General features: G+C 65.7%; 20 protein-coding genes. 7 read left to right on the forward strand and 13 right to left on the reverse strand.

The window, feature by feature from the left end; all coding sequences use genetic code 11:
• Nucleotides 1-16: 16 nt before the first annotated feature.
• The 12 genes from CH278_RS18240 to CH278_RS18295 form a co-directional block, all read right to left on the reverse strand.
• A complete protein-coding gene (locus CH278_RS18240) occupies nt 17-1,333 on the reverse strand; it encodes an FAD-dependent oxidoreductase (protein WP_032406043.1) in 1,317 nt (438 codons plus the stop codon).
• Nucleotides 1,330-2,385: an ArsO family NAD(P)H-dependent flavin-containing monooxygenase gene (locus tag CH278_RS18245; RefSeq protein WP_032406044.1), complete on the reverse strand. Its 1,056-nt coding sequence runs from the start codon at nt 2,383-2,385 to the stop codon at nt 1,330-1,332. Before CH278_RS18245 ends, CH278_RS18240 begins: the two co-directional genes overlap by 4 nt.
• A 5-nt stretch (nt 2,386-2,390) precedes the next feature.
• The gene (locus CH278_RS18250; RefSeq protein ID WP_032406045.1) at nt 2,391-2,807 is read right to left on the reverse strand and encodes an arsenate-mycothiol transferase ArsC; all 417 of its coding nucleotides are present in this window, start codon (nt 2,805-2,807) and stop codon (nt 2,391-2,393) included.
• Nucleotides 2,804-3,226 (reverse strand): arsenate reductase ArsC, encoded by a 423-nt coding sequence (locus tag CH278_RS18255; protein ID WP_032406046.1) that lies wholly within the window; start codon nt 3,224-3,226, stop codon nt 2,804-2,806. The genes CH278_RS18250 and CH278_RS18255 overlap by 4 nt, the downstream gene beginning before the upstream one ends.
• Nucleotides 3,226-4,314 (reverse strand): ACR3 family arsenite efflux transporter, encoded by a 1,089-nt coding sequence (gene arsB, locus CH278_RS18260; protein ID WP_032406047.1) that lies wholly within the window; start codon nt 4,312-4,314, stop codon nt 3,226-3,228. Before arsB ends, CH278_RS18255 begins: the two co-directional genes overlap by 1 nt.
• Nucleotides 4,311-4,676 (reverse strand): ArsR/SmtB family transcription factor, encoded by a 366-nt coding sequence (locus CH278_RS18265; RefSeq protein ID WP_032406048.1) that lies wholly within the window; start codon nt 4,674-4,676, stop codon nt 4,311-4,313. The genes arsB and CH278_RS18265 overlap by 4 nt, the downstream gene beginning before the upstream one ends.
• A 31-nt stretch (nt 4,677-4,707) precedes the next feature.
• Nucleotides 4,708-5,961 carry an APC family permease gene (locus CH278_RS18270; protein WP_032406049.1) on the reverse strand — a complete coding sequence of 418 codons (1,254 nt, stop codon included), beginning with the start codon at nt 5,959-5,961 and terminating at the stop codon, nt 4,708-4,710.
• Between the two features lie 79 nt (nt 5,962-6,040).
• A complete protein-coding gene (gene nhaA, locus CH278_RS18275; protein WP_032406211.1) occupies nt 6,041-7,357 on the reverse strand; it encodes a Na+/H+ antiporter NhaA in 1,317 nt (438 codons plus the stop codon).
• A 134-nt stretch (nt 7,358-7,491) separates the two neighbouring features.
• Nucleotides 7,492-7,866: a DUF3054 domain-containing protein gene (locus CH278_RS18280; RefSeq protein WP_032406050.1), complete on the reverse strand. Its 375-nt coding sequence runs from the start codon at nt 7,864-7,866 to the stop codon at nt 7,492-7,494.
• Nucleotides 7,867-8,067: 201 nt separating this feature from the next.
• Nucleotides 8,068-8,619 (reverse strand): YceI family protein, encoded by a 552-nt coding sequence (locus tag CH278_RS18285; protein WP_027495356.1) that lies wholly within the window; start codon nt 8,617-8,619, stop codon nt 8,068-8,070.
• 112 nt (nt 8,620-8,731) lie between these two features.
• Nucleotides 8,732-9,865: a lysylphosphatidylglycerol synthase transmembrane domain-containing protein gene (locus CH278_RS18290; protein ID WP_032367107.1), complete on the reverse strand. Its 1,134-nt coding sequence runs from the start codon at nt 9,863-9,865 to the stop codon at nt 8,732-8,734.
• A gap of 9 nt (nt 9,866-9,874) precedes the next feature.
• The gene (locus CH278_RS18295) at nt 9,875-11,350 is read right to left on the reverse strand and encodes an adenylate/guanylate cyclase domain-containing protein (RefSeq protein WP_032367437.1); all 1,476 of its coding nucleotides are present in this window, start codon (nt 11,348-11,350) and stop codon (nt 9,875-9,877) included.
• Between the two features lie 73 nt (nt 11,351-11,423).
• On the opposite strand from CH278_RS18295, the gene CH278_RS18300 reads away from it, so the two are divergent.
• The 4 genes from CH278_RS18300 to CH278_RS18315 are packed head-to-tail and all read left to right on the forward strand — an operon-like array spanning nt 11,424 to nt 14,745.
• Entirely contained in the window at nt 11,424-12,671 is a 1,248-nt protein-coding gene (locus CH278_RS18300) for an AI-2E family transporter (protein ID WP_371128955.1), read from the forward strand.
• A complete protein-coding gene (gene macS / locus CH278_RS18305; RefSeq protein ID WP_032367106.1) occupies nt 12,658-13,827 on the forward strand; it encodes a MacS family sensor histidine kinase in 1,170 nt (389 codons plus the stop codon). Before CH278_RS18300 ends, macS begins: the two co-directional genes overlap by 14 nt.
• Before the next feature lie 35 nt (nt 13,828-13,862).
• The gene (locus CH278_RS18310) at nt 13,863-14,489 is read left to right on the forward strand and encodes a response regulator (RefSeq protein WP_179274553.1); all 627 of its coding nucleotides are present in this window, start codon (nt 13,863-13,865) and stop codon (nt 14,487-14,489) included.
• Nucleotides 14,490-14,526: 37 nt separating this feature from the next.
• Complete coding sequence (locus CH278_RS18315) at nt 14,527-14,745, forward strand: hypothetical protein (protein ID WP_032367104.1); 219 nt, start codon at nt 14,527-14,529, stop codon at nt 14,743-14,745.
• A 3-nt stretch (nt 14,746-14,748) separates the two neighbouring features.
• Here CH278_RS18315 and CH278_RS18320 read toward each other — a convergent pair whose 3' ends face one another.
• Nucleotides 14,749-15,138: a MarR family transcriptional regulator gene (locus CH278_RS18320; protein WP_094622553.1), complete on the reverse strand. Its 390-nt coding sequence runs from the start codon at nt 15,136-15,138 to the stop codon at nt 14,749-14,751.
• 110 nt (nt 15,139-15,248) lie between these two features.
• Between CH278_RS18320 and CH278_RS18325 the strand changes: the two genes are divergently transcribed.
• The 3 genes from CH278_RS18325 to CH278_RS18335 all read left to right on the forward strand — a co-directional run bounded on the left by CH278_RS18325 (nt 15,249) and on the right by CH278_RS18335 (nt 19,022).
• Nucleotides 15,249-16,361 carry a glycosyltransferase gene (locus CH278_RS18325; RefSeq protein ID WP_027495363.1) on the forward strand — a complete coding sequence of 371 codons (1,113 nt, stop codon included), beginning with the start codon at nt 15,249-15,251 and terminating at the stop codon, nt 16,359-16,361.
• Between the two features lie 21 nt (nt 16,362-16,382).
• Nucleotides 16,383-17,033 carry a DUF1707 SHOCT-like domain-containing protein gene (locus CH278_RS18330; RefSeq protein ID WP_032369502.1) on the forward strand — a complete coding sequence of 217 codons (651 nt, stop codon included), beginning with the start codon at nt 16,383-16,385 and terminating at the stop codon, nt 17,031-17,033.
• A gap of 75 nt (nt 17,034-17,108) precedes the next feature.
• Nucleotides 17,109-19,022 carry a DUF2339 domain-containing protein gene (locus CH278_RS18335; protein WP_179274552.1) on the forward strand — a complete coding sequence of 638 codons (1,914 nt, stop codon included), beginning with the start codon at nt 17,109-17,111 and terminating at the stop codon, nt 19,020-19,022.
• Nucleotides 19,023-19,126: the final 104 nt, after the last annotated feature.

Below are 19,126 nucleotides of genomic sequence, written 5' to 3' on the forward strand. Positions count from 1 at the left end.
ACGAAATAGTGGACACTCAGATCAGTTGTGCCTCAGCTTCTGGGGAGACACCGCAGCATCCACTGGTCGTGGGGGCGTCGGGCTCGTCGAACAGGCCGGCTCCACCGCAGACGCCCGTGTCGGGCAACGTCAGCTCCACCTTTCGCGCGCCCTCGTGATCGCCCGCCAGTTCGGCGGCGATGCTGCGCACCTGCTCGTATCCGGTCATCGCCAGAAACGTCGGCGCACGTCCGTAGCTCTTCATGCCAACCAGGTACAGGCCGGGCTCGGGCTGAGTGAGCTCCTCGACTCCGTGTGGTGACACCGAGCCGCAGGAGTGGATGTTCGGATCCACCAGCTCGGCGACGAACTTCGGTGCCTGCAGAGTGGGATCGAGATCGAGGCGCACTTCGGACAACCACGACAAGTCCGGACGGAACCCGGTCAGTGCGACGACGCGGTCGACGTTCTCGATACGGGTGCCGCCGTCGCCCACGAGGGTGAGCCGATCACCCTGCACCGCAACGGCTTCGGTGCGAAATCCGGAGACCACGGTGAGGTAACCGTCGTCGACGGCCTTCTTCGCGCGTTGGCCGAGTGCGCCGCGCGCCGCGAGTTCGTCGGCCGCGCCGCCGCCGAAGACCTCCGCGGTGACGCCTCGACGCACGGCCCAGGTGAGCGTCGTGCCGGGCTCGTCGGCGGCGAGCTCTGCGAAGGTGATGATGGCGGTCAGCGCGGAGTGACCGCTACCGGCGATGACGGTGTGCTTGCCCGCGAACTGAGAGCGAATCGCCGGATCGGCCAGATCGGGGACTCGGTAGTCGATGCGGTCGGCGGCGGCCTTCTCGCCGATGGCCGGAAGTCCCTCGCTGCCCAATGGATTCGGTGATCCCCAGGTGCCCGACGCGTCGACCACGGCGCGAGCGAGGATGCGTTCCTCGCTGCCGTCGGAGTGGCGAACATGCACCGACAGTGGTTCGGTGTCGCGTCCGGCGTCGACGACGCGGTCGCGTCCCCGGCGGGCAACGCCGACCACTTCGCAGTCGACTCGGACGGTATCGCCGAGCACAGCAGCGAGGGGCGCGAGATAGTGCTCCACCCATTCGCGTCCGGTGGCGTAGGTGTCGCCGTCCGGTGGAGTCCAACCGGTGGGTTCGAGCAGTCGGGCGGCAGCCGGGTCGACGACCTCGGACCACGGAGAGAACAGCCGCACGTGATTCCATTCGGACACCGCCGATCCGGCCGACGGTCCACGTTCGAGAACGATGACGGCAGAACCGGTTTCGGTCAGGTGCGCCGCGGCAGCGAGACCGATGGGGCCTGCGCCGACCACCACTACGGGGTATTCGTTCATGTCTGATCTACCTTTCCTCGTCGAACTAGAGTGTCCACTGCTGCACGTGCCGTCCGGCCGACGCCGATGAGCGTCGCCGAGGCCGGGCCGGTCCAGTCGCCGTAGCCCAGGAACACCAGCGTCGGTTCGCCGCGAACGTGAGTGCCGTCCAATACGATTCCCGATCCTTCGGTCTGCAGGTGCAGCGGCTGCAGATGCCGCAGTGCGGGTCGGAATCCGGTGCACCAGAGGATTACATCCAGCTTCTCCGTCGTATGTCCGTCGGTGACGCCGTCGGTGGTGATCGCGGTGAACATCGGCCGGGCGTGCAGCACTCCGCGATCCCTGGCCTCCCGCACCGACGGGACCATGACGATGTCGCCCAGACCGGCGACCCCGCCGGTATCGGGACCGCCTGCCGCCAGAGTGCGGGACCGATCGCTGGCGACATCGAACAGCACCCGACCATCGACGTCGTCGGGGAGAAACTTGGGCTCGCGGTTGGTGAACCACAGGGTCTGCGCGACCGTGGATATCTCGGCAAGTATCTGAGCAGCCGAGTTTCCGCCGCCGACGATTCCCACTCGCTTGCCCACGAACTGACCCGGCGTTCGGTAGTCAGCGGCATGCAGCTGGGTTCCACCGAACTCACGCATACCCGGGTAGCTCGGCCAGAACGGCCGAGACCACGTTCCCGTCGCATTGACGATTGCTGCGGCACCGTACGACTCGCCGTCGGTGTCGACTCGATAGCCCTCGGTCGTACGATGCACGGACTTCACGTCGACGGGCCTGTGCACCGGCAAGTCGTACTTCTTCTCGTACGCCCGCAGGTAGTCCACGACGTGCGATGCCGGAGGAAAGCCGCTGTGCCACGGCGGCATCGGCCAACCGGGTAGTCGCGAGTACTCGGCCGGCGAGAACAGATGTAGCGACGGCCAGTAGTCCTGCCAGGACCCGCCGGCGTGCGTCTGATTGTCGAGGATGACGAAGTCCAGCCCGGCTCGTCGCAGGTAGTAGCCGGCGGCCAGTCCTGCCTGACCACCGCCGATCACCACCACCTCGGTGTTCATTCGAATCAGGTTTCCGCGCTGCGCAATCGGGATGCCAGTTCTCCGACGCGGCCCGCGATGTCGTCACGCACCAGACGCATCCGCTCGATGCCGTCGATACCGCGTTCGGACGGTTCGTCGGTGTCCCAGTTCTCGAATCTGGGGCCGTCGACCACGTCTACCTTCGCCTCACCGCCGAGGGTGACGACGTAGTCCATCCGGGCGAGCAGAGCGGGGTCGATCGGTTTCGGTACTTCACCCGACAGATCGACGCCGACTTCGAGGAGCGCCTCGGCCGAGAGTGCATTGACCTTTCCGCCCGGCTTCGTTCCGGCAGAGTGCACTTCGACCGAATCGCCGACGGCCTTGCGCATCAGGCCGGCCGCCATCTGTGATTTGCCGCCGTTCTTGACGCAGACGAACAGCACGCTGGGTGTCGTCATGATGCCGAACTCTGCTTCGCTGGAACCAGTTCGGCGATCAATTCTTCGATTCGACGCTTGATCTCATCGCGAATCGGGCGGACTGCCTCGACGCCTTTTCCTGCCGGATCGGCCAGTGCCCAGTCGCGGTAGCTCACGCCAGGGAACACCGGGCACGCGTCGCCACAGCCCATGGTGATGACGACGTCGGACGTCTCGACGGCCTCGGTGGTCAGGATCTTCGGCGACTGCGACGAGATGTCGATACCGACCTCGGCCATGGCCTCGACCGCTGCCGAGTTGATGGTGTCCGCGGGAGCGCTACCGGCAGAACGTACCTCGACGGTATCACCGGCGAGATGGGTCAGAAATCCGGCGGCCATCTGAGAGCGGCCGGCGTTGTGGACGCAGACGAACAGGACGCTGGGTGTGTCGGACATCAGGAATCCTTCGATGACGTGGTCGTGGAAAGGCTGGGGGAGAACCGCTTCCGTAGGGCGAGGGAGACATAGACGAGGCCGACCAGGACCGGCACCTCGATGAGCGGGCCGACGACCCCGGCGAGTGCCTGCCCGGACGTTGCGCCGTAGGTGGCGATGGCGACGGCGATGGCGAGCTCGAAGTTGTTGCCCGCAGCGGTGAATGCGAGGGTGGTAGTGCGTTCGTAGCCCAGGCCCATGGCGGCACCGAGTGCGTAACCGCCGCCCCACATCACCGCGAAGTAGACCAGCAGAGGCAGCGCGATGCGCACCACGTCCCAGGGCTGTGAGGTGATCCGATCACCCTGCAGCGCAAAGAGAACGACGATGGTGAACAACAGCCCGTAGAGAGCCCACGGGGCGATCCTGGGGATGAACTTCTCCTCGTACCACGCACGACCCTTGGCGCGTTCACCGAAGAAGCGCGATGCAAATCCGGCTATCAGCGGGATTCCGAGGAAGATCAGCACCGACTTCGCGATCTGCCACGGCGACGCTTCGATCGTGGTCTGCTCCAGGCCGAGCCAGCCGGGCAGTACCGAGAGGTAGAACCATCCGAGGACGGCGAACATGAAGACCTGGAACACCGAGTTGATCGCCACCAGCACGGCCGCGGCCTCACGGTCTCCGCAGGCGAGGTCGTTCCAGATGATGACCATCGCGATGCATCGAGCGAGGCCGACGATGATCAGGCCGGTCCGGTACTCGGGCAGGTCGGGCAGGAAAAGCCATGCGAGAGCGAACATCAGCGCCGGTCCGAGGACCCAGTTGAGAACGAGCGATCCGATCAGCAGTCGCCTGTCGCCGGTGACGGTGTCGAGGCGGTCGTAGCGGACCTTGGCCAGTACCGGATACATCATGATGAGCAGGCCGACGGCGATCGGCAGCGACACCCCGTCGACGGAGATGGACGACAACGCGTCGTTCAGCCCGGGGACCATGCGCCCCAGGATCAGGCCGACGACCATGGCGACACCGATCCACACCGGGAGGAACCGATCGAGCGTGGAGAGTTTGCCGACGACGGCGGTGTCCGTGGTGGTGCTCATACCGCGACCACCGTGGGGTCCGCGGCGGTGAGTACCGACGACAGTTGTTGCAAAGCAGCTGGAACGACCCAGTAGTAGACCCAGGTTCCGCGTCGCTCACAGTCGAGCAGCCCGGCTTCGCGGAGCACCTTGAGGTGGTGGGAGATCGTCGGTTGCGACAGGTCGAAAGCGGGGGAGATGTCACACACGCACGCTTCGCCGCCGGCATGGCTGGCGACGAGGCTGAGCAACCGCAGGCGCACAGGATCGCCCAACGCCTTGAACATGCGGGCCAGATCCCCGGCCCAGTCCACGGTCAGCGGTTCGTGGACGAGCGGCGAACAGCATGCGCCGGCCGAGGAGGTCAGGTCTTGATTCGACATTGGTCTATATTGACCCTTGTCGAATCAGCCGTCAAGTGAACAGTCGCTGAACCCGGACCAGACGGTAGAGGACGCCGAGCAGTGTCACAACGGTGCCGATCGCGATCGACGACAAGGGCAGCGTGGCAATGAGAACCAGGCATCCGAGCGCTCCGAGCGCCTGCAGGGGGCGCGGATAGCGTCGGTGTTCGGTGCCCTGGGTGTACGCGCTGACGTTGGCGACGAGGTAGTACAGCAGCACTCCGAAGGACGAGAAGCCGATGGCGTCACGAAGATCCACTAGCAGGATTGCGGCACTGACGATCGCCGCCAGAGTGATCTCGGCCCGGTGCGGCACCGAGTAACGAGGGTGGACCGCAGTCAGATACGACGGCAGATCATGGTGGCGGGCCATCGCCAACGACGTGCGTCCGATACCGGCGATCAAGGCCAGCAACGCTCCGAGCGCGGCCAGTCCGGCACCGATGCGCATGACAGGTGATGCCCACGAATACCCGGACGTCACAACGAGATCGACCAGCGGAGCCGACGACGAGGCCAGTAGGTCCGGGCCCAATACCGTCAACAATGTCACGGCAACCGCTGCATAGATCAGCAACGCGATGCCGAGTGCAGAGACGATGGCCCGTGGAATGGTGCGCTCGGGCCGCACCACTTCCTCGCCGAGGGTGGCGATGCGCGCGTAGCCGGCGAAGGCGAAGAACAGCAATCCCGCGGACTGCAGAATTCCGTACCAGCCGTCCCCGGTGAGGGATCCCGAAGCGCCGATGCCGTTGCCCGGCGAGCCGGCGAAGCCCAGAACCACCCCGATGACGAGGATGGCGAGCACCGCGGTGACGAGGATCTTCGTCAGCAGCGCCGTGCGAGTGATACCGAAGTAGTTCACCACCGTCAACGCGACAATGGCAAGAATCGCAACGACTTTCGTATAGCCGGAAGGGGCGACGTAGGCCGCGAACACCATCGCCATGGCCGCCGAGCTTGCGGTCTTGCCGATGACGAAGGTCCAGCCGGCGAGGAAGCCGGGCCACTCACCGAGTTGTTCGCGACCGTAGATGTACGTCCCGCCCGACGTCGGATACTGGGCGGCGAGTTGCGCGGACGACGTCGCGTTGCAGAACGCGACGACAGCCGCGATGGCGAGACCGATCAGCAAGCCGGCACCCGCTGCGGCCGACGCGGGAGCGAACGATGCGAACACTCCCGCCCCGACCATCGAGCCGACACCGATGACGACTGCATCGACAAGGCCCAGTCGACGGGCCAGCGGCTGTGGGTCGGTCATGCCTGGACCCGGATGTCGATCACGGCGACAACTGTAGAGGCCCCTTACCAGTGGCAACAGACCAGATGTCGGCCGCGGTCTACTTCTTCTGCTGGTACACGTCCGGAATTCCGTCGTGGTCGTCGTCGCGGGTCTCTTCGATGTGGAAGTCCCGGTACGCCTTGTTGCGGGTACGCAGAATGATCGACGCGATGGTTGCGGCAACGATCGAACCGGTCAGCACACCGACCTTCACGTGATCGTCGCGCTCTGTTCCTTCACCGAATGCCAGATCGCCGATCAGCAGCGACACCGTGAAACCGATACCGGCGAGCATCGCGACGCCGAAGACGTCGAGCCATTTCAAGCCGGCATCGAGGGTGGCCCGGGTGAAGCGCGAGACCAGGTAGGTGGTGCCGAAGATGCCGATGGCCTTGCCGATGACGAGGCCGGCGATGATGCCGATGGCAATCGGGTCGGTCAGGGCGCTGGCCAGGCCGGAGAAGCCGCCGACAGTCACACCGGCTGCACAGAAGGCGAACAGCGGAACCGCGATACCCGCGGAGATGGGTCGGATCTTGTGCTCGAAATGCTCGGCGAGACCGGGGCCCGCATCGGGGCCGCCGTTCGCCTTGCTCCGGATCACCGGGACGGCGAAGCCGAGCAGAACGCCTGCGACGGTGGCGTGGACACCCGACTCGTGCATGAGCACCCACGTCACCACGGCCAGCGGGATGAGCACCCACCACGAGCGGACGCGCATCTGCACGGCGACGGCGAACAGCGCGAGCGGGATCAGCGTCAGGCCGAGCGCAATGAAGTTGATGTCGTCGGTGTAGAAGATCGCGATGACGCTGACGGCCAAAAGGTCGTCGACCACGGCCAGAGTCAGCAGGAAGGTTCGCAGCGCTGTCGGCAGATGCGTGCTGATCACAGCGAGAACGGCCACGGCGAACGCGATGTCGGTCGCGGTGGGAATGGCCCAGCCGAGCAGAGCGCCATCCCCGGTGCCGAGGTTGAACAGCACGAAAATGACTGCGGGAACTACCATTCCGCCGATCGCCGCGGCCACCGGAAGTGCCGCCCGTGCCGGATCGCGCAGATCACCGGCAACGAACTCGCGTTTGAGTTCGAGTCCGACGACGAAGAAGAAGATGGCCAACAGCCCGTCGGCGGCCCACGTCGACAGAGTCAGATCGAGATGCAGAGCCGACGGCCCGACGCGAGTGCTCATCAATGTGTCGTAGGCGGCGGACCACGGTGAGTTGGCCCACACGAGCGCGACCACGGTGGCAACGAGAAGCAATGCGCCGCCGACGGTCTCTTTGCGCAAGACCTGTGCGATGCGGTCGGCCTCGGACCAGGAACCGCGAGAGAACAGCGGCAATCTCTCTTTGGGAATCGGTGAATCAGACACGGGAACAACGCCTTTCGGTAGCAACGTCGTGCCGAGCGCGTCCGCCGAGTCGACGGACATGTGCGCAGCACAGAACTATTGCCGACCAGACTTCCCGGCGCACCGTGAATGATCCTATCGCGAAAAGGTCCCTGTCACCGAACCGAGGGAATGAATCTGGCGATCGCGCGCCAGCCGAGCAGCAGAACCGCGGTGGAAATCGTCGCAACGATGATGAACGCGGTAGCGGTTCCCTGTCCTGTCGCCGTGCGCAGGATCATGCCTCCGACGACCGTGGTGACCCACACCAAAATGCCCGTCGGAACGACGAGGAACGCGTCGAACTTGTTGCGGTACAGAGCGAACGCAGCGATCCAGCCGACAGCGGCACCGACGACGAACGGCCACGCGGTGCGGAAGAGGCCGGACAGCGCGGTGGCTTCGTCGTGACTGCGACGGCCGATCGCGGCGAAGAGCACGATCATGACGAGATCGAGGACGGCAGCGACGGCCGGGGAACGAAACTTCACGGGCCCACTGTAGGACACCGACGCGAACGGCCCGCGCCTACGAGTGCAGGTGCGGGCCGTTCGATGCCACTGGATCTCGCCCCCCCAGGTCCGGATCAATGTGGGTTTCAGTCGGTTGGACTGCAACAAAGGCGCATTGATCCGGAAGGGGAGGGGTGAATCCGGAAGGGGAGGGGTGAATCCGGAAGGCGGGGGTGAAACTTACGCCTGGAGGCCGGCCTCGATGTCGAGGTTCAGGGCGATCTTGTCGCCGACGACTGCGCCGCCGCCTTCGAGGGGCATGTCGATGCTGATGCCGAAGTCCTTGCGGTTGATGGTGGTGCTGGCTTCGAAGCCTGCGACCGGTCCGTTGCCCATGCCGGCGTTGACGCCGTTGAACTCGAGCTTGAGGTCGATGGACTTGGTGACGCCGTGGAGGGTGAAGTCTCCGGTGACGACGAAGTCTCCGCCGTCGGCCTTGACCGAGGTGGACTTGAACGTCGCGGTCGGGAACTTCTCGACCTCGAAGAAGTCGGCGGTCTTGAGGTGGCCGTCGCGCTGCTCGTTGTCGGTGGTGATCGAGGTGACGTCGATCTCGGCGTCGACGGACGGGGTGCCGTCGGCGGCGACGGTGACGGTGCCGCTGAAGTTCTGGAAACGGCCGCGGACCTTGCTGACCACCAGGTGGCGGACGGTGAATCCGACGGTGGAGTGGGTGGGATCGATGGCCCAGGTGCCTGCGGTGAGCTCGGGAAGCGCGATGGCGGTGGTCATGAGGACTCCTTGTTGGGTTGAAGTTTCAAACTCATAGTACACAAGCGGACCGGGGTCCGTATATATTCCGGGTGAACGGACAGTGACGGATGCCATACCGAACAGCACGGGGCTAGGCGGTCTCCGGATCGCCTTTGGAGTCGCGATCGTGCTCGGCGGCTCGGCCGAGATCGGAGGTCTCCTGCCGCTCGAGGGCGATGTCGAATTCGAGATCGGCGTGCTGGTGCTTACGGAACAGGACGAGGAACACGATCCACCCGACGATGGCGACCAAGATGAAGCTGACCCCGCGATAGACCAAGGCCGACGCCACTGCCTGAGATGCGGTGATGGACGCGGCGCTGGTCAGGAACGCGATGAGGGTGGCGTCGACGACCACCAGGCCACCGGGTGCGAGCGGAACGGATCCGACGGCCTTACCCGCCGCGAATGCGATGAACAGCCCGGACAGTCGTGGATCTGCGCCGACGGCGAAGCACGCGAACGCCAGGCACGCGACGTCCGCGAGCCGGTGCACGGCCGACCAGGACAGTGTGAGCGCGCCGTCCCGCTTGCCGAGCTGTACGGATTGGATCTGGCCGATGACCTTGTCGATGGCCTCGGCTCCGGCGTCGAGATCGTGGTTGCGGAACGCGTTGTACTTGCGCAGACCCCAGCGGGCGAACTGTTTGATGGACTCCGGGTGGTTCGAGATGTATCGGACAGCGGCCACGATCGCGATGACGCCGATGATCGGGAGCACCACGGTGAAGGTGTTGAACGAACTACCGACAACCAGTCCGCCGGCAACGCCGAGCACCGCCAACCCGGCCGCGGCGATGACGCCGGAGATGGCGAGCTGCCAGGAGGCGACAACCGGACTCGCACCCCAGCGTCGGGTCTCGCGGTAGGTGAAGGCCGTCGAGAACACCTGGCCGGCGGGCAGAGTGAGCGACATTGCGGTGCTGCCGTAGATGACGGCCACGGACTTGCGTTGACGCACCTGTACGCCGCCCGCGTCGAGCAGCTGCTTCTGGACTCGGCCGAACGCGCTGAGCGACACGGCTTGGGCAAATACGCACGCAGCCAGCCAGCCCCAGTGGATTTCTCGTACTGCTGTCCAGGATTCGTGCAGCCGTGGCCACAGGTAGATTGCCTCGCCCACCAGCAGAGCGACCAGGGCAATTGCGGCGATCCACTTGACCCATCTCAGCCGGTTTCGCGGGCGCCGCGCTGCGGGTCCGCTGGTCGAGCTGGGGTCGGGCATCCTGTCAGACTAACCGTCACTCGAGGAGGAGTCGGGATACTCCACCGGCCAGGCCAGGTGGGTTGCCCGTCGTCGGCCACGCAGTTGCACCTGGTCGCCCAACTCCCACTGTTCCTGCTCCTCGTCGTCGGCGAAGTACAGGGCCGAGGTGGATGCCAGAACGCGTCCGGGCCGCAGTTTCGCCAGTTCGGTGAGCCGCGACGCCTCGTTGACCGGGTCTCCGATGACCGTGTACTCGAAGCGCTCGGACGCGCCGATGTTGCCGGCGACGGCCAGTCCCGCGGACACCCCGATGCCGATGTCGAGTCCGGTGATCTCGTCCAGAGCGAAACGCAGTTCACGCGCCGCGGCCAAGGCCGCGGTGGGAGCGTCGGGACGGTCGAGTGGTGCCCCGAAGATCGCCAGCGCCGCGTCGCCCATGAATTTGTTGACGAAGCCGTGGTGGCGTCCGACGACGTCGACGACCACCCGGAAGAACTCGTTGAGCAACACCACGACCTCACTCGGCGGGCGTTCCGACGCGGTGGCGGTGGATCCGACCATGTCGACGAACAGCACGGCGACGAACCGTGTCTCGCCGCCCAGTTCGGTACCGAACTGCAGTGCTCGACGCGCCACGTCCTCGCCGACGTGCTGGCCGAACAGCTGACGCAGGACGCGTCGCTCGGCGGATTCCTCCATCATGCGGTTGAAGCCGACCTGGAGTCGACCGATCTCGCTGCCGTCGAACACGTCGACCTCGACGTCGGTCTCGCCGCGTTGCACGCGTTCGATGGCGTTGTGCAGTTGGCTGATCGGGTCGGAGATCTGGCTCGCCGTGAGCATCGACAGGACGAAGGCCTGCACGATGGCCAGCACGCTGAGCAGGATGATGGCCACGGCCAGTGCGTTCGGCGAGAACACCAGGTCGGTCGTCAGCTGGGTGGCACACAGCAAGATGATGCCGATGACGGGCATCAACGTGCCCAGTCCCCACGTCATGGCCATGCGGGTACCGACGCCGGGCGTCATCGTGCGGTCGAAACGGCCTTCGCTCAGTGCCAGTGCTGCGACCGGGCGCAGGATGCGTTCGCCGAGCATGTAGGTGAAACCGAAGGTGACGGTGGCGGCCATGCCGACGGTGACGATGACGGCGATGGACAGCGACGGCATCTCCGCGATGGTCAGCAGCACGAAGATGATGCCGCCGATGATCCACAGAATCAGGTGCACGATGGCCTGACGCAGCGGCGCGTGCAGCGTCGTCATCTGTTCCTTGCGGGTGGGCGGGCCGCCGCGGAGCTGCCACCTGATGACCGAGCGCAGCAGTGTGTACGCGTAGATAAGGCTGACCACCAGGGCAACACCCAGATACGCACCGAAGATGTACACGTTGCGGACGCGGTCGGCGACGATCGATTGCGACTCCGGAATGGGCAGACCGTAGCGAACGAAGGCGAAGACCAGAACTGCGCCGAAGACGTTGGCGATGAGCATCGAGAGCATATAGAGCGGCCAGCGACTCTTCAGGGTGAGCGAGACCGCTCGGAAAGATGCCAGCACAGGTTAAATTTAGCGGGTGAGCACCGACGAGTTGCGGGCGCAAGGTACGGGGGCGTCCCCGCGCCTCACTTCGGCCGCAGATTCGGTGCATCCGCTGGTACGGGTTGGGGCGGAATGGACGTGGCGACTGCTGGTCCTGTTTGCCGGATTCATCACTTTTGCGTATGTGATCGCCAAATTGAGCACGGTGGTCATCCCGCTGGGTCTGGCGCTGCTGGCGGCCGCTCTCCTGGTGCCGATCGTCGATTGGATGCAGCGCCGAGGAGTGCCGCGTGTCGCTGCGGTGATCATCGTGATCATCGCAAGCATCGGCGTCGTCGCCGGAATCATGACGTTCATCGTCGAGCAGTTCATCGAGGGGCTTCCACAGGTGGGCGATCAGTTCACCCAATCGATCAACAGCGTCGAGGAGTGGCTCAGCAACGGGCCGCTGCACATCAGCGAAGACCAGATTCGGCAGGCGACCGACAATTTGGTCAAGGTCATCCAGGACAACCAGGAGGCCGTCACCAGTGGGGCGTTGACCACGGCGACGGTGATCGGCGAAATTCTGACCGGGGCGCTGCTGACGCTGTTCACGCTGATCTTCTTCCTGTACGGCGGTGATCAGATCTGGCAGTTCGTCACCCGGCTGGCACCGACGAAGGCGCGCAAGAAGATTCGCACAGCCGGCATCCAAGGTTTCGGGTCGCTCGTGGGTTACGTTCGCGCGACGGTGGCCGTCGCCGCAGCCGACGCGGTGGGCATCGGAGCCGGACTCGCCATTCTCGGTGTACCGCTGGCACTTCCGTTGGCCTCGCTGGTGTTCATCGGCGCATTCATACCGATCATCGGTGCCGTGCTGACCGGATTCGTCGCAGTGTTCATCGCCCTGGTGACGAAGGGGCTCATCACCGCCGTCATCACCCTGGGCATCGTGATCGCGGTCATGCAGCTCGAAGGCCATGTGCTGCAGCCACTTCTGCTCGGCCGCGCCGTTCGGCTGCACCCACTGGCCGTCGTGCTGTCCATCACCGTCGGCATTCTGCTCGCGGGCATCGTGGGCGGCTTGCTGGCGGTCCCGATCGTCGCGGTGCTCAACACCGCCGTCCGGTCGCTGCTCGCCGACGACCCCGACGAGGTGTACGAGGAACTCGATGTCAGTGACACGCTGTACTCGGCCGAACCCAGCGACCCGGACACCCCTCCCGGTTCGTCCGAGCCCGATCGACTTGCCAAGGGGGAGCTGAACACTGCAGACCCGAAGACCGATGCGGACGACTGACCGAGTGCGGCCGACGCTGAACTCGGCCGATCCCGACAGCCCGCTGTGGCGGGCCTCGCAGGCCTTCCGTCTGGTCACTCTCGTGTACGCCGTCAGCTATCAGGCCGCGACCGTCGACAACTACACCAACCCGCGGCTGAGTTGGGCATTGGTCGCCCTGATGGCCGTATGGTCCGGAGCTTCGGCACTCCTGCTCTCACGAGCGACCCTGCCGCGCTGGCAGGTGGTGCTCGCAGATCAGATCATCGTGATCGCTCTGATGGCGTCGACGCGGTTGGTGGCCGACTACGACTGGTACAGCACCCGCCAGACCCTGCCCACCACCCTGTGGGCCACCAACGCCGTCATCTCCGCCGCAATTCTGTTGGGGCCCAAGGGCGGTATCGCCTCGGGTGTGGTGATGTCGTTGGTCAGTGCCCTGGTACGAGACCGGTTCGACACCGACCTGTGGTCGGACGCCACCGCCCCGGTGCTGCTGTCGGCCGGGCTCGCGTTGGGATTGGCGTCGAACACCGCCCGGCGCGCCCACGAGGAATTGCGCAGTGCGGCACGGTTGGCGGCGATCACCGAGGAGCGTGAGCGACTGGCCCGACAGGTGCACGACGGGGTTCTGCAGGTGCTGGCCCTCGTCCGCCGTCGAGGTCTCGAAATAGGCGGGCCGGCAGCCGAACTCGCGGAGCTCGCCGGTGAGCAGGAAGTCGCTCTGCGCGTGCTGATCTCCGAACAGTCGGCTCCGCGCGACGATCACACCGGATCGATCGTCGACGTGCGCGCTCTGCTGCGTACTCAGGCCGGCACGTCGATCTCGGTGTCGACTCCCGCCGACCCGGTGCTCGTCGAATCCGACGTTGCCGAGGAACTCGCTGCCGTCGTGACCACTGCGCTGTCCAACGTCGAGCTTCACGCAGGTGCCGATGCGAAGGCCTACGTACTGCTCGAAGACGTCGACGGAGAGCTGATCCTGAGCATTCGTGACGATGGCCGCGGAATACCCGCCGGACGGCTCGCCGCCGCCGAGGCCGAGGGCCGGATGGGCGTCTCGAAGTCCATCCTCGGCCGGGTCGAATCTCTCGGCGGTACTGCGATACTCGACACCGGAGAGGGCGAGGGCACCGAATGGGAAATTCGGGTTCCGCGAACGAGAGGAGCGAGATGACCGGCGACGAGAATCCGAACGCCGAGATCGCGGTGATGGTCGTCGACGATCACCCCATGTGGCGTGACGGCGTCGCCCGGGATCTCGAGGCCGCCGGATTTCGGGTGGTCGCCACCGCGGACGGAGTAGCCGCGGCCGGACGCCGCGCCCGAGCGACCACTCCCGACGTCGTCCTCATGGACATGCATCTGCCCGACGGGAACGGTGCCGATGCCACCGTCGCAGTGCTGGACGCGTCCCCGGAATCTACGATTCTGGTGCTCTCGGCGTCGGCGGAACGCAGTGACGTGCTCGACGCGATCAAGGCAGGTGCGACGGGTTACCTGGTCAAGAGCGCATCGGCGGAGGAGCTGTTCGACGCCGTCCGCGCCACCGCAGCCGGACAAGCGGTGTTCACCCCGGGTCTGGCCGGTTTGGTTCTCGGCGAATTCCGGCGGATGTCGTCGTCACCGGAGCCGGAGTCCGATACCCGCCCCACGTTGACCGAGCGCGAGACCGAGGTGCTCAGACTGGTCGCAAAAGGGCTCAGCGCCAAGCAGATTGCGACCCGTTTGACGCTCAGCCACCGGACGGTCGAGAACCACGTGCAGGCGACACTGCGAAAACTGCAGCTGGCCAACCGCGTCGAATTGACCCGGTACGCCATCGAAAAGGGTCTGTAGGGGTTTGCGACCCGGCCCGACGGGCACTCTTGACCCCATGACCGACAACGAAGCAGTGGACACGACAGTCGATCCGGCCGAGCACACGAAGGGCGTCGACGCCGACCAGGATCAGACCGGCGACGAGCGCGCCGAGGCCATCGACGAATTCGACGGCCATCTGGACGGGTCGGGCGAGGAGTCCGAGCTTCCGACGCCCGAGCCGACCGAAGTGGCCGACAAGAGCGACGAGAAGACCGTCACCCGGTCCGAGTAGCCCCTACTGGGCACACAGCCTGCCGAGCGCGAACTTGGCGATCGGCAGGTAGGGAAGAACCAGCGGCAGCGGGCCGTCGATGGTGATCCACGCCCGGGTTCCGCTGGGTCGTGAGACGACTCCGTGTGTCAGATCCACGCCGATGGCCCTGTTCTGGAACCATGCCGACCACGCCCACGTCCACGAGTGTTCGTCCACCGAGTGCACCTCGAAGTCGATCGGCACCCCCAACGGCCCCAGCACTCGGCCGGAGGTATCGGAGTCGAGGCGTTCACCGCGGTATTCGACGCCCATGATCTGCGGAGCCCAGGTCTTCCAGATCGTCGGGTCCATGTAACGCTCCCAGACCTCGGGTGCCGGGGCGTCTCCGGTGGATTGCAGTGTCACTCGCATAGCCCTCACCTACCCGCTGGTAGCCGTCTCCACACGGATATTCGCCGAACGTTCGGTCACCATCCACCGCCGGGGCATCGGGTGGACGTCCGGCTGGAGAGACTGAGCAGGTGCGCATCGTTCAACTGGCGAACTTCTACGGGCCGCGGTCCGGCGGTCTGCGGACGGCCGTCGATCAGCTGGGATCGGGCTACGTGGCCGCTGGTCACGACGTCACGCTGATCGTGCCGGGTGCCCGGTGGAGTGAGACGACGCTGCAGTCGGGAGTGACGCGCGTCGAGGTGCCGGCACCGAAAGTTCCGTTCACCGGCGGCTACCGTGTGGCCGACCCGCGGCGAGTGGCCTCGATCGCGTCGGGTCTACGTCCGGACGTGATCGAAGTGTCGGACCGGCTGACCCTGCGCGGAATGGGCAGGTGGGCGTCGCGTCGCGACATCCGCAGCGTGATGATCTCTCACGAGCGCCTCGACCGGCTGCTGGCTCAGACGATGCCGATGCGGTACGCCCGGCCCCTCGCCGACGCGGCCAACCGACGCACTGCCGAGTCGTACGACGCCGTCGTCTGCACCACCGAGTTCGCACAGCAGGAATTCGATCGAATCGGAACACCCAACGTCCATCGAGTCCCGCTCGGCGTCGATCTCGAGCTGTTCCATCCCCGACGTCGCCGAGCCGGCGCGCGCTCGGCATGGTTGGGTAGTGCCGACCGGCTGCTGGTCCACTGTGGCCGGCTGTCGGTGGAAAAGCATGTCGAGACCAGTATCGATTCGCTTGCCGCGCTCTGCGATTCGGGTATGCGGGCTCGGTTGGTCATCGCCGGCGACGGCCCCCGACGAGCGGGCCTCGAACGACGCGCCCGAGGGCTGCCCGTCGACTTCCTCGGCTTCGTCGACGGCAGGTCGGCCGTCGCCGAGCTGCTCGCCTCGGCAGACATCGCCCTCGCGCCGGGACCGCACGAGACATTCGGCCTCGCGGCATTGGAATCGCTCGCCGCGGGCACGCCCGTCGTCGTCTCCGAAACCTCGGCACTGGCCCAGATCGTCACCCCGCAATGCGGTGGATCCTCGATCAACACCGCCGACGGCTTCGCAGCGGAAATTCAACGGCTGCTTCGACTTCCGGCCGACGGACGCCGGATCGCGGCGAGGGTTCGCGCCGAAGAGTTCGGCTGGCCCGCATCGGTACACGGAATGTTGTCGGTTCTCCGCGGGCACGCCGCCTGAGAACTTCGCTACCCTGGGCCCATGGAGGCAAGGGATCTGCGAGTGTCCGATGCCGAACGCGAGCACGTCGGGCAGCTGCTGCAACGGGCAGTCGGCCAAGGCATGTTGTCGCTCGGTGAGTTCACCGAAAGAATGGACACCGCTCTGGCGTCGAAGACCCGGGGCGAGCTGAACTCGGTACTCGCCGATCTACCGGGCATGCAGATCGCCGGCGAGCACCTCCCGTCGCCGAAACCCTTCGCCGATCCCACCCCACAACCGACGCCGCGACGCGTCGTGCAGGAGCACTGGGGACACGGCGGCGGTACCCCGGACACGGTGCGCGGCAGCATGTCCACCATCACCCGCAAAGGCCCGTGGAACGTACCGCGCCGGTTGAACGTGGTGACGCGGCTGTCGTCGGTGACACTCGACTTCACGCAGGCCGTCATGGTCAGCCAGGTCGTCGACATCCACGTCGACGACTACTGCAGCTCGGTCACGTTGATCCTCCCGACGGAGGCCACCGCCGACGTCAACGGTGCCGAGGCCGTCGCAGGTACCGTCACCAACAAGGTGCGCACCGGCCCGCCGTACGGACCGCTGCACGTGGTGCTCACCGGGAAAGTCCGCTTCGGTTCCCTCACCGTCAAGCACCCCTTCGGCAGTTCGTTCCGTAAAATTTTCGGATAGTCGGGCTGGACTACTCGAGGGATCCGAGTAGCACTACTCAGGCTATCGAGCCGCGCGGCCCGCAGGATCTATCCCATGACTTCTTCCCAGAACTCCGGGCTGGACCCGCAACTCGTCGCGCGCCTGTCCAGCCGCTTCGATTCCCTGGGCGACCACATGCGTCAGGTGGCCGTCGACCTGCATACATTGCAGTCGCAGCTCGGTACCGCACCCACTTCCGTGCCCGTTTCGGCTCCCGCCAGGCCACAGCCGGTGCCGCGGTCGTCTGCGCCGACCGTCCCTCCGCAGACGTTCTCGCCGCCCCGGATGCCTGCACCGCAGCAGCCCTATGCCGCGCGCGGCCCGGTGTCGGCACCTCCGGTCACGCCGCCTCCTGCGGTCGGCCAGTCCATGGCAGCCCCGCCGTTGCGAGGGCCGGTGGTCGCGCCGCGGCCACCCGCTCCGCCCCGTGAGCCGTGGTGGCAACGAGACGGCGTCATCAGTCGCCTGCTCGCCGTCGCGGGCGCAGGTGTCACGCTCGTCGGCGTCGTGATGCTGCTGGTTCTGGCCGCACAGGCCGGGTGGTTCGGGCCGCCTCTGCGCGTCGCCGCAGGCGGGGTGTTCTCCCTCGCACTGATCGGTGCCGGTGTACGAGTGTTCGGTCGCTCCGGAGGACGCGTCGGCGGAATTGCACTGGCCGCTACGGGTATTGCGGGTCTGTACCTCGACGTTCTGGCGACGTCCGTCCTGTACGGCTGGCTCGATCCGGTGATCGGGTTGATTGCTGCATTCGGAATTGCCGCTGCGGGAACAGCTCTCGCAGTGCAGTGGAAGTCGCAGCCGATGGCGGTGTTGATCCTCGCCGGAGTCGCGGCGTGTGGCCCCATCCTGACCGACGGTCCGACCCTGGCCCTGATCGCGTTCTTCGTCGCCACCTACATTGCGAGCTTCCCGGCTCAGATCGGCCGTGATTGGCCGCTGCTGCAGATCGTCCGAACCCTTCCCCTCGTCGGCACGGTCCTGATAGCGCTGGTCGGCACCGACCTGTCCGAACCGACCGACTACCGACTGCTTCTCGTCGTCGTACTGGTGGCCGCGTCCGGTATGGGTATGTCTCTGGAACTGCTGCGCCGCAACGTCTCCGACGTGGTAGCCACCGTCATGACCGTTCTGGCTGCGCTACCGCTTCTGATCTCGGCGAGCGTGTTCGATCGGTGGACCACCGTGACCGTGCAGTTGGTTCTGGTGGCCGCGGCACTGGCGATCGTGCTGCTGGTGCACTGGCTGCCGGCGCATGCCCGCATCACCGTCGCGATCATCGGTGCCGTGGCCATGCTGCAGGCCGCTGTCGAATCGACGACGGTCGACGTGCGTCCGGTCGTGCTGTTCGCGGTTGCCCTGGCGCTGTTCGCCGCGGCCCACCGCACTCGCTCGTCGTTGGCGTACCTGATCGGAAGCGCGTTCGGTGTGATCGGCGCGTTGACCTTCGTCTCGATCTCCCCGCCGGAGGCTCTCCTGGACTCCGATCACGCTGCCGGGAACGCGGGCATCATCATCGGCGGAATACTGCTCGCTGCAACAGCATTCGCGTTCGCCTATGTCCTGACCGAACTGAAACTCATCGACGACGGATTGCAGACCCTCGCCATCGTCTCCGGAGTGCTCGCCCTGTACGGCCTCACCTCGGCCACCGTGAGCCTGGGAACCTCGATCGGCGGCAACACCACCGGATTCACCGCCGGGCACACCGCCGCCACGATCGAGTGGATGATCGCAGCATTCGCCCTGCTGGCCTTCGGGTTACGGAGTATTGCCCACGCTCACCTGGCACTGCTGGCCGGACTGTCTCTGACCGCCGCCTCCATCGCCAAACTGTTCCTGTTCGACCTCGTCGCCCTGGACGGCCTGTTCCGCGTCATCGCCTTCATCGCAGTCGGCTTGTTGCTGCTGATCGCGGGGACCCGATACGCCAAGGTATTCGCGGACCGAGAGGGAGCGGTCACCTCCTGACCCCCGCTGCCTCCTGATCCCCACTGCGTGAATGGACCACTGCACACGTCTCGACGGTGTGCAGTGGTCCATTCACGCGTTGCGGGCGAGGGGTGCCTCCCGGC

This window comes from Rhodococcus sp. 05-2254-5, assembly GCF_002258575.1.
Taxonomy (GTDB): Bacteria; Actinomycetota; Actinomycetes; order Mycobacteriales; family Mycobacteriaceae; genus Rhodococcoides; species Rhodococcoides fascians.

Coding starts and splice junctions, on each gene's coding strand:
- CH278_RS18240 (WP_032406043.1), bottom strand. CDS start 1,333: ATGAACGAATACCCCGTAGTGGTGGTCGGCGCAGGCCCCATCGGTCTC.
- CH278_RS18245 (WP_032406044.1), bottom strand. CDS start 2,385: ATGAACACCGAGGTGGTGGTGATCGGCGGTGGTCAGGCAGGACTGGCC.
- CH278_RS18250 (WP_032406045.1), bottom strand. CDS start 2,807: ATGACGACACCCAGCGTGCTGTTCGTCTGCGTCAAGAACGGCGGCAAA.
- CH278_RS18255 (WP_032406046.1), bottom strand. CDS start 3,226: ATGTCCGACACACCCAGCGTCCTGTTCGTCTGCGTCCACAACGCCGGC.
- arsB (WP_032406047.1), bottom strand. CDS start 4,314: ATGAGCACCACCACGGACACCGCCGTCGTCGGCAAACTCTCCACGCTC.
- CH278_RS18265 (WP_032406048.1), bottom strand. CDS start 4,676: ATGTCGAATCAAGACCTGACCTCCTCGGCCGGCGCATGCTGTTCGCCG.
- CH278_RS18270 (WP_032406049.1), bottom strand. CDS start 5,961: ATGACCGACCCACAGCCGCTGGCCCGTCGACTGGGCCTTGTCGATGCA.
- CH278_RS18285 (WP_027495356.1), bottom strand. CDS start 8,619: ATGACCACCGCCATCGCGCTTCCCGAGCTCACCGCAGGCACCTGGGCC.
- CH278_RS18290 (WP_032367107.1), bottom strand. CDS start 9,865: ATGCCCGACCCCAGCTCGACCAGCGGACCCGCAGCGCGGCGCCCGCGA.
- CH278_RS18295 (WP_032367437.1), bottom strand. CDS start 11,350: ATGCTCTCGATGCTCATCGCCAACGTCTTCGGCGCAGTTCTGGTCTTC.
- macS (WP_032367106.1), top strand. CDS start 12,658: ATGCGGACGACTGACCGAGTGCGGCCGACGCTGAACTCGGCCGATCCC.
- CH278_RS18310 (WP_179274553.1), top strand. CDS start 13,863: ATGGTCGTCGACGATCACCCCATGTGGCGTGACGGCGTCGCCCGGGAT.
- CH278_RS18315 (WP_032367104.1), top strand. CDS start 14,527: ATGACCGACAACGAAGCAGTGGACACGACAGTCGATCCGGCCGAGCAC.
- CH278_RS18320 (WP_094622553.1), bottom strand. CDS start 15,138: ATGCGAGTGACACTGCAATCCACCGGAGACGCCCCGGCACCCGAGGTC.
- CH278_RS18330 (WP_032369502.1), top strand. CDS start 16,383: ATGGAGGCAAGGGATCTGCGAGTGTCCGATGCCGAACGCGAGCACGTC.
- CH278_RS18335 (WP_179274552.1), top strand. CDS start 17,109: ATGACTTCTTCCCAGAACTCCGGGCTGGACCCGCAACTCGTCGCGCGC.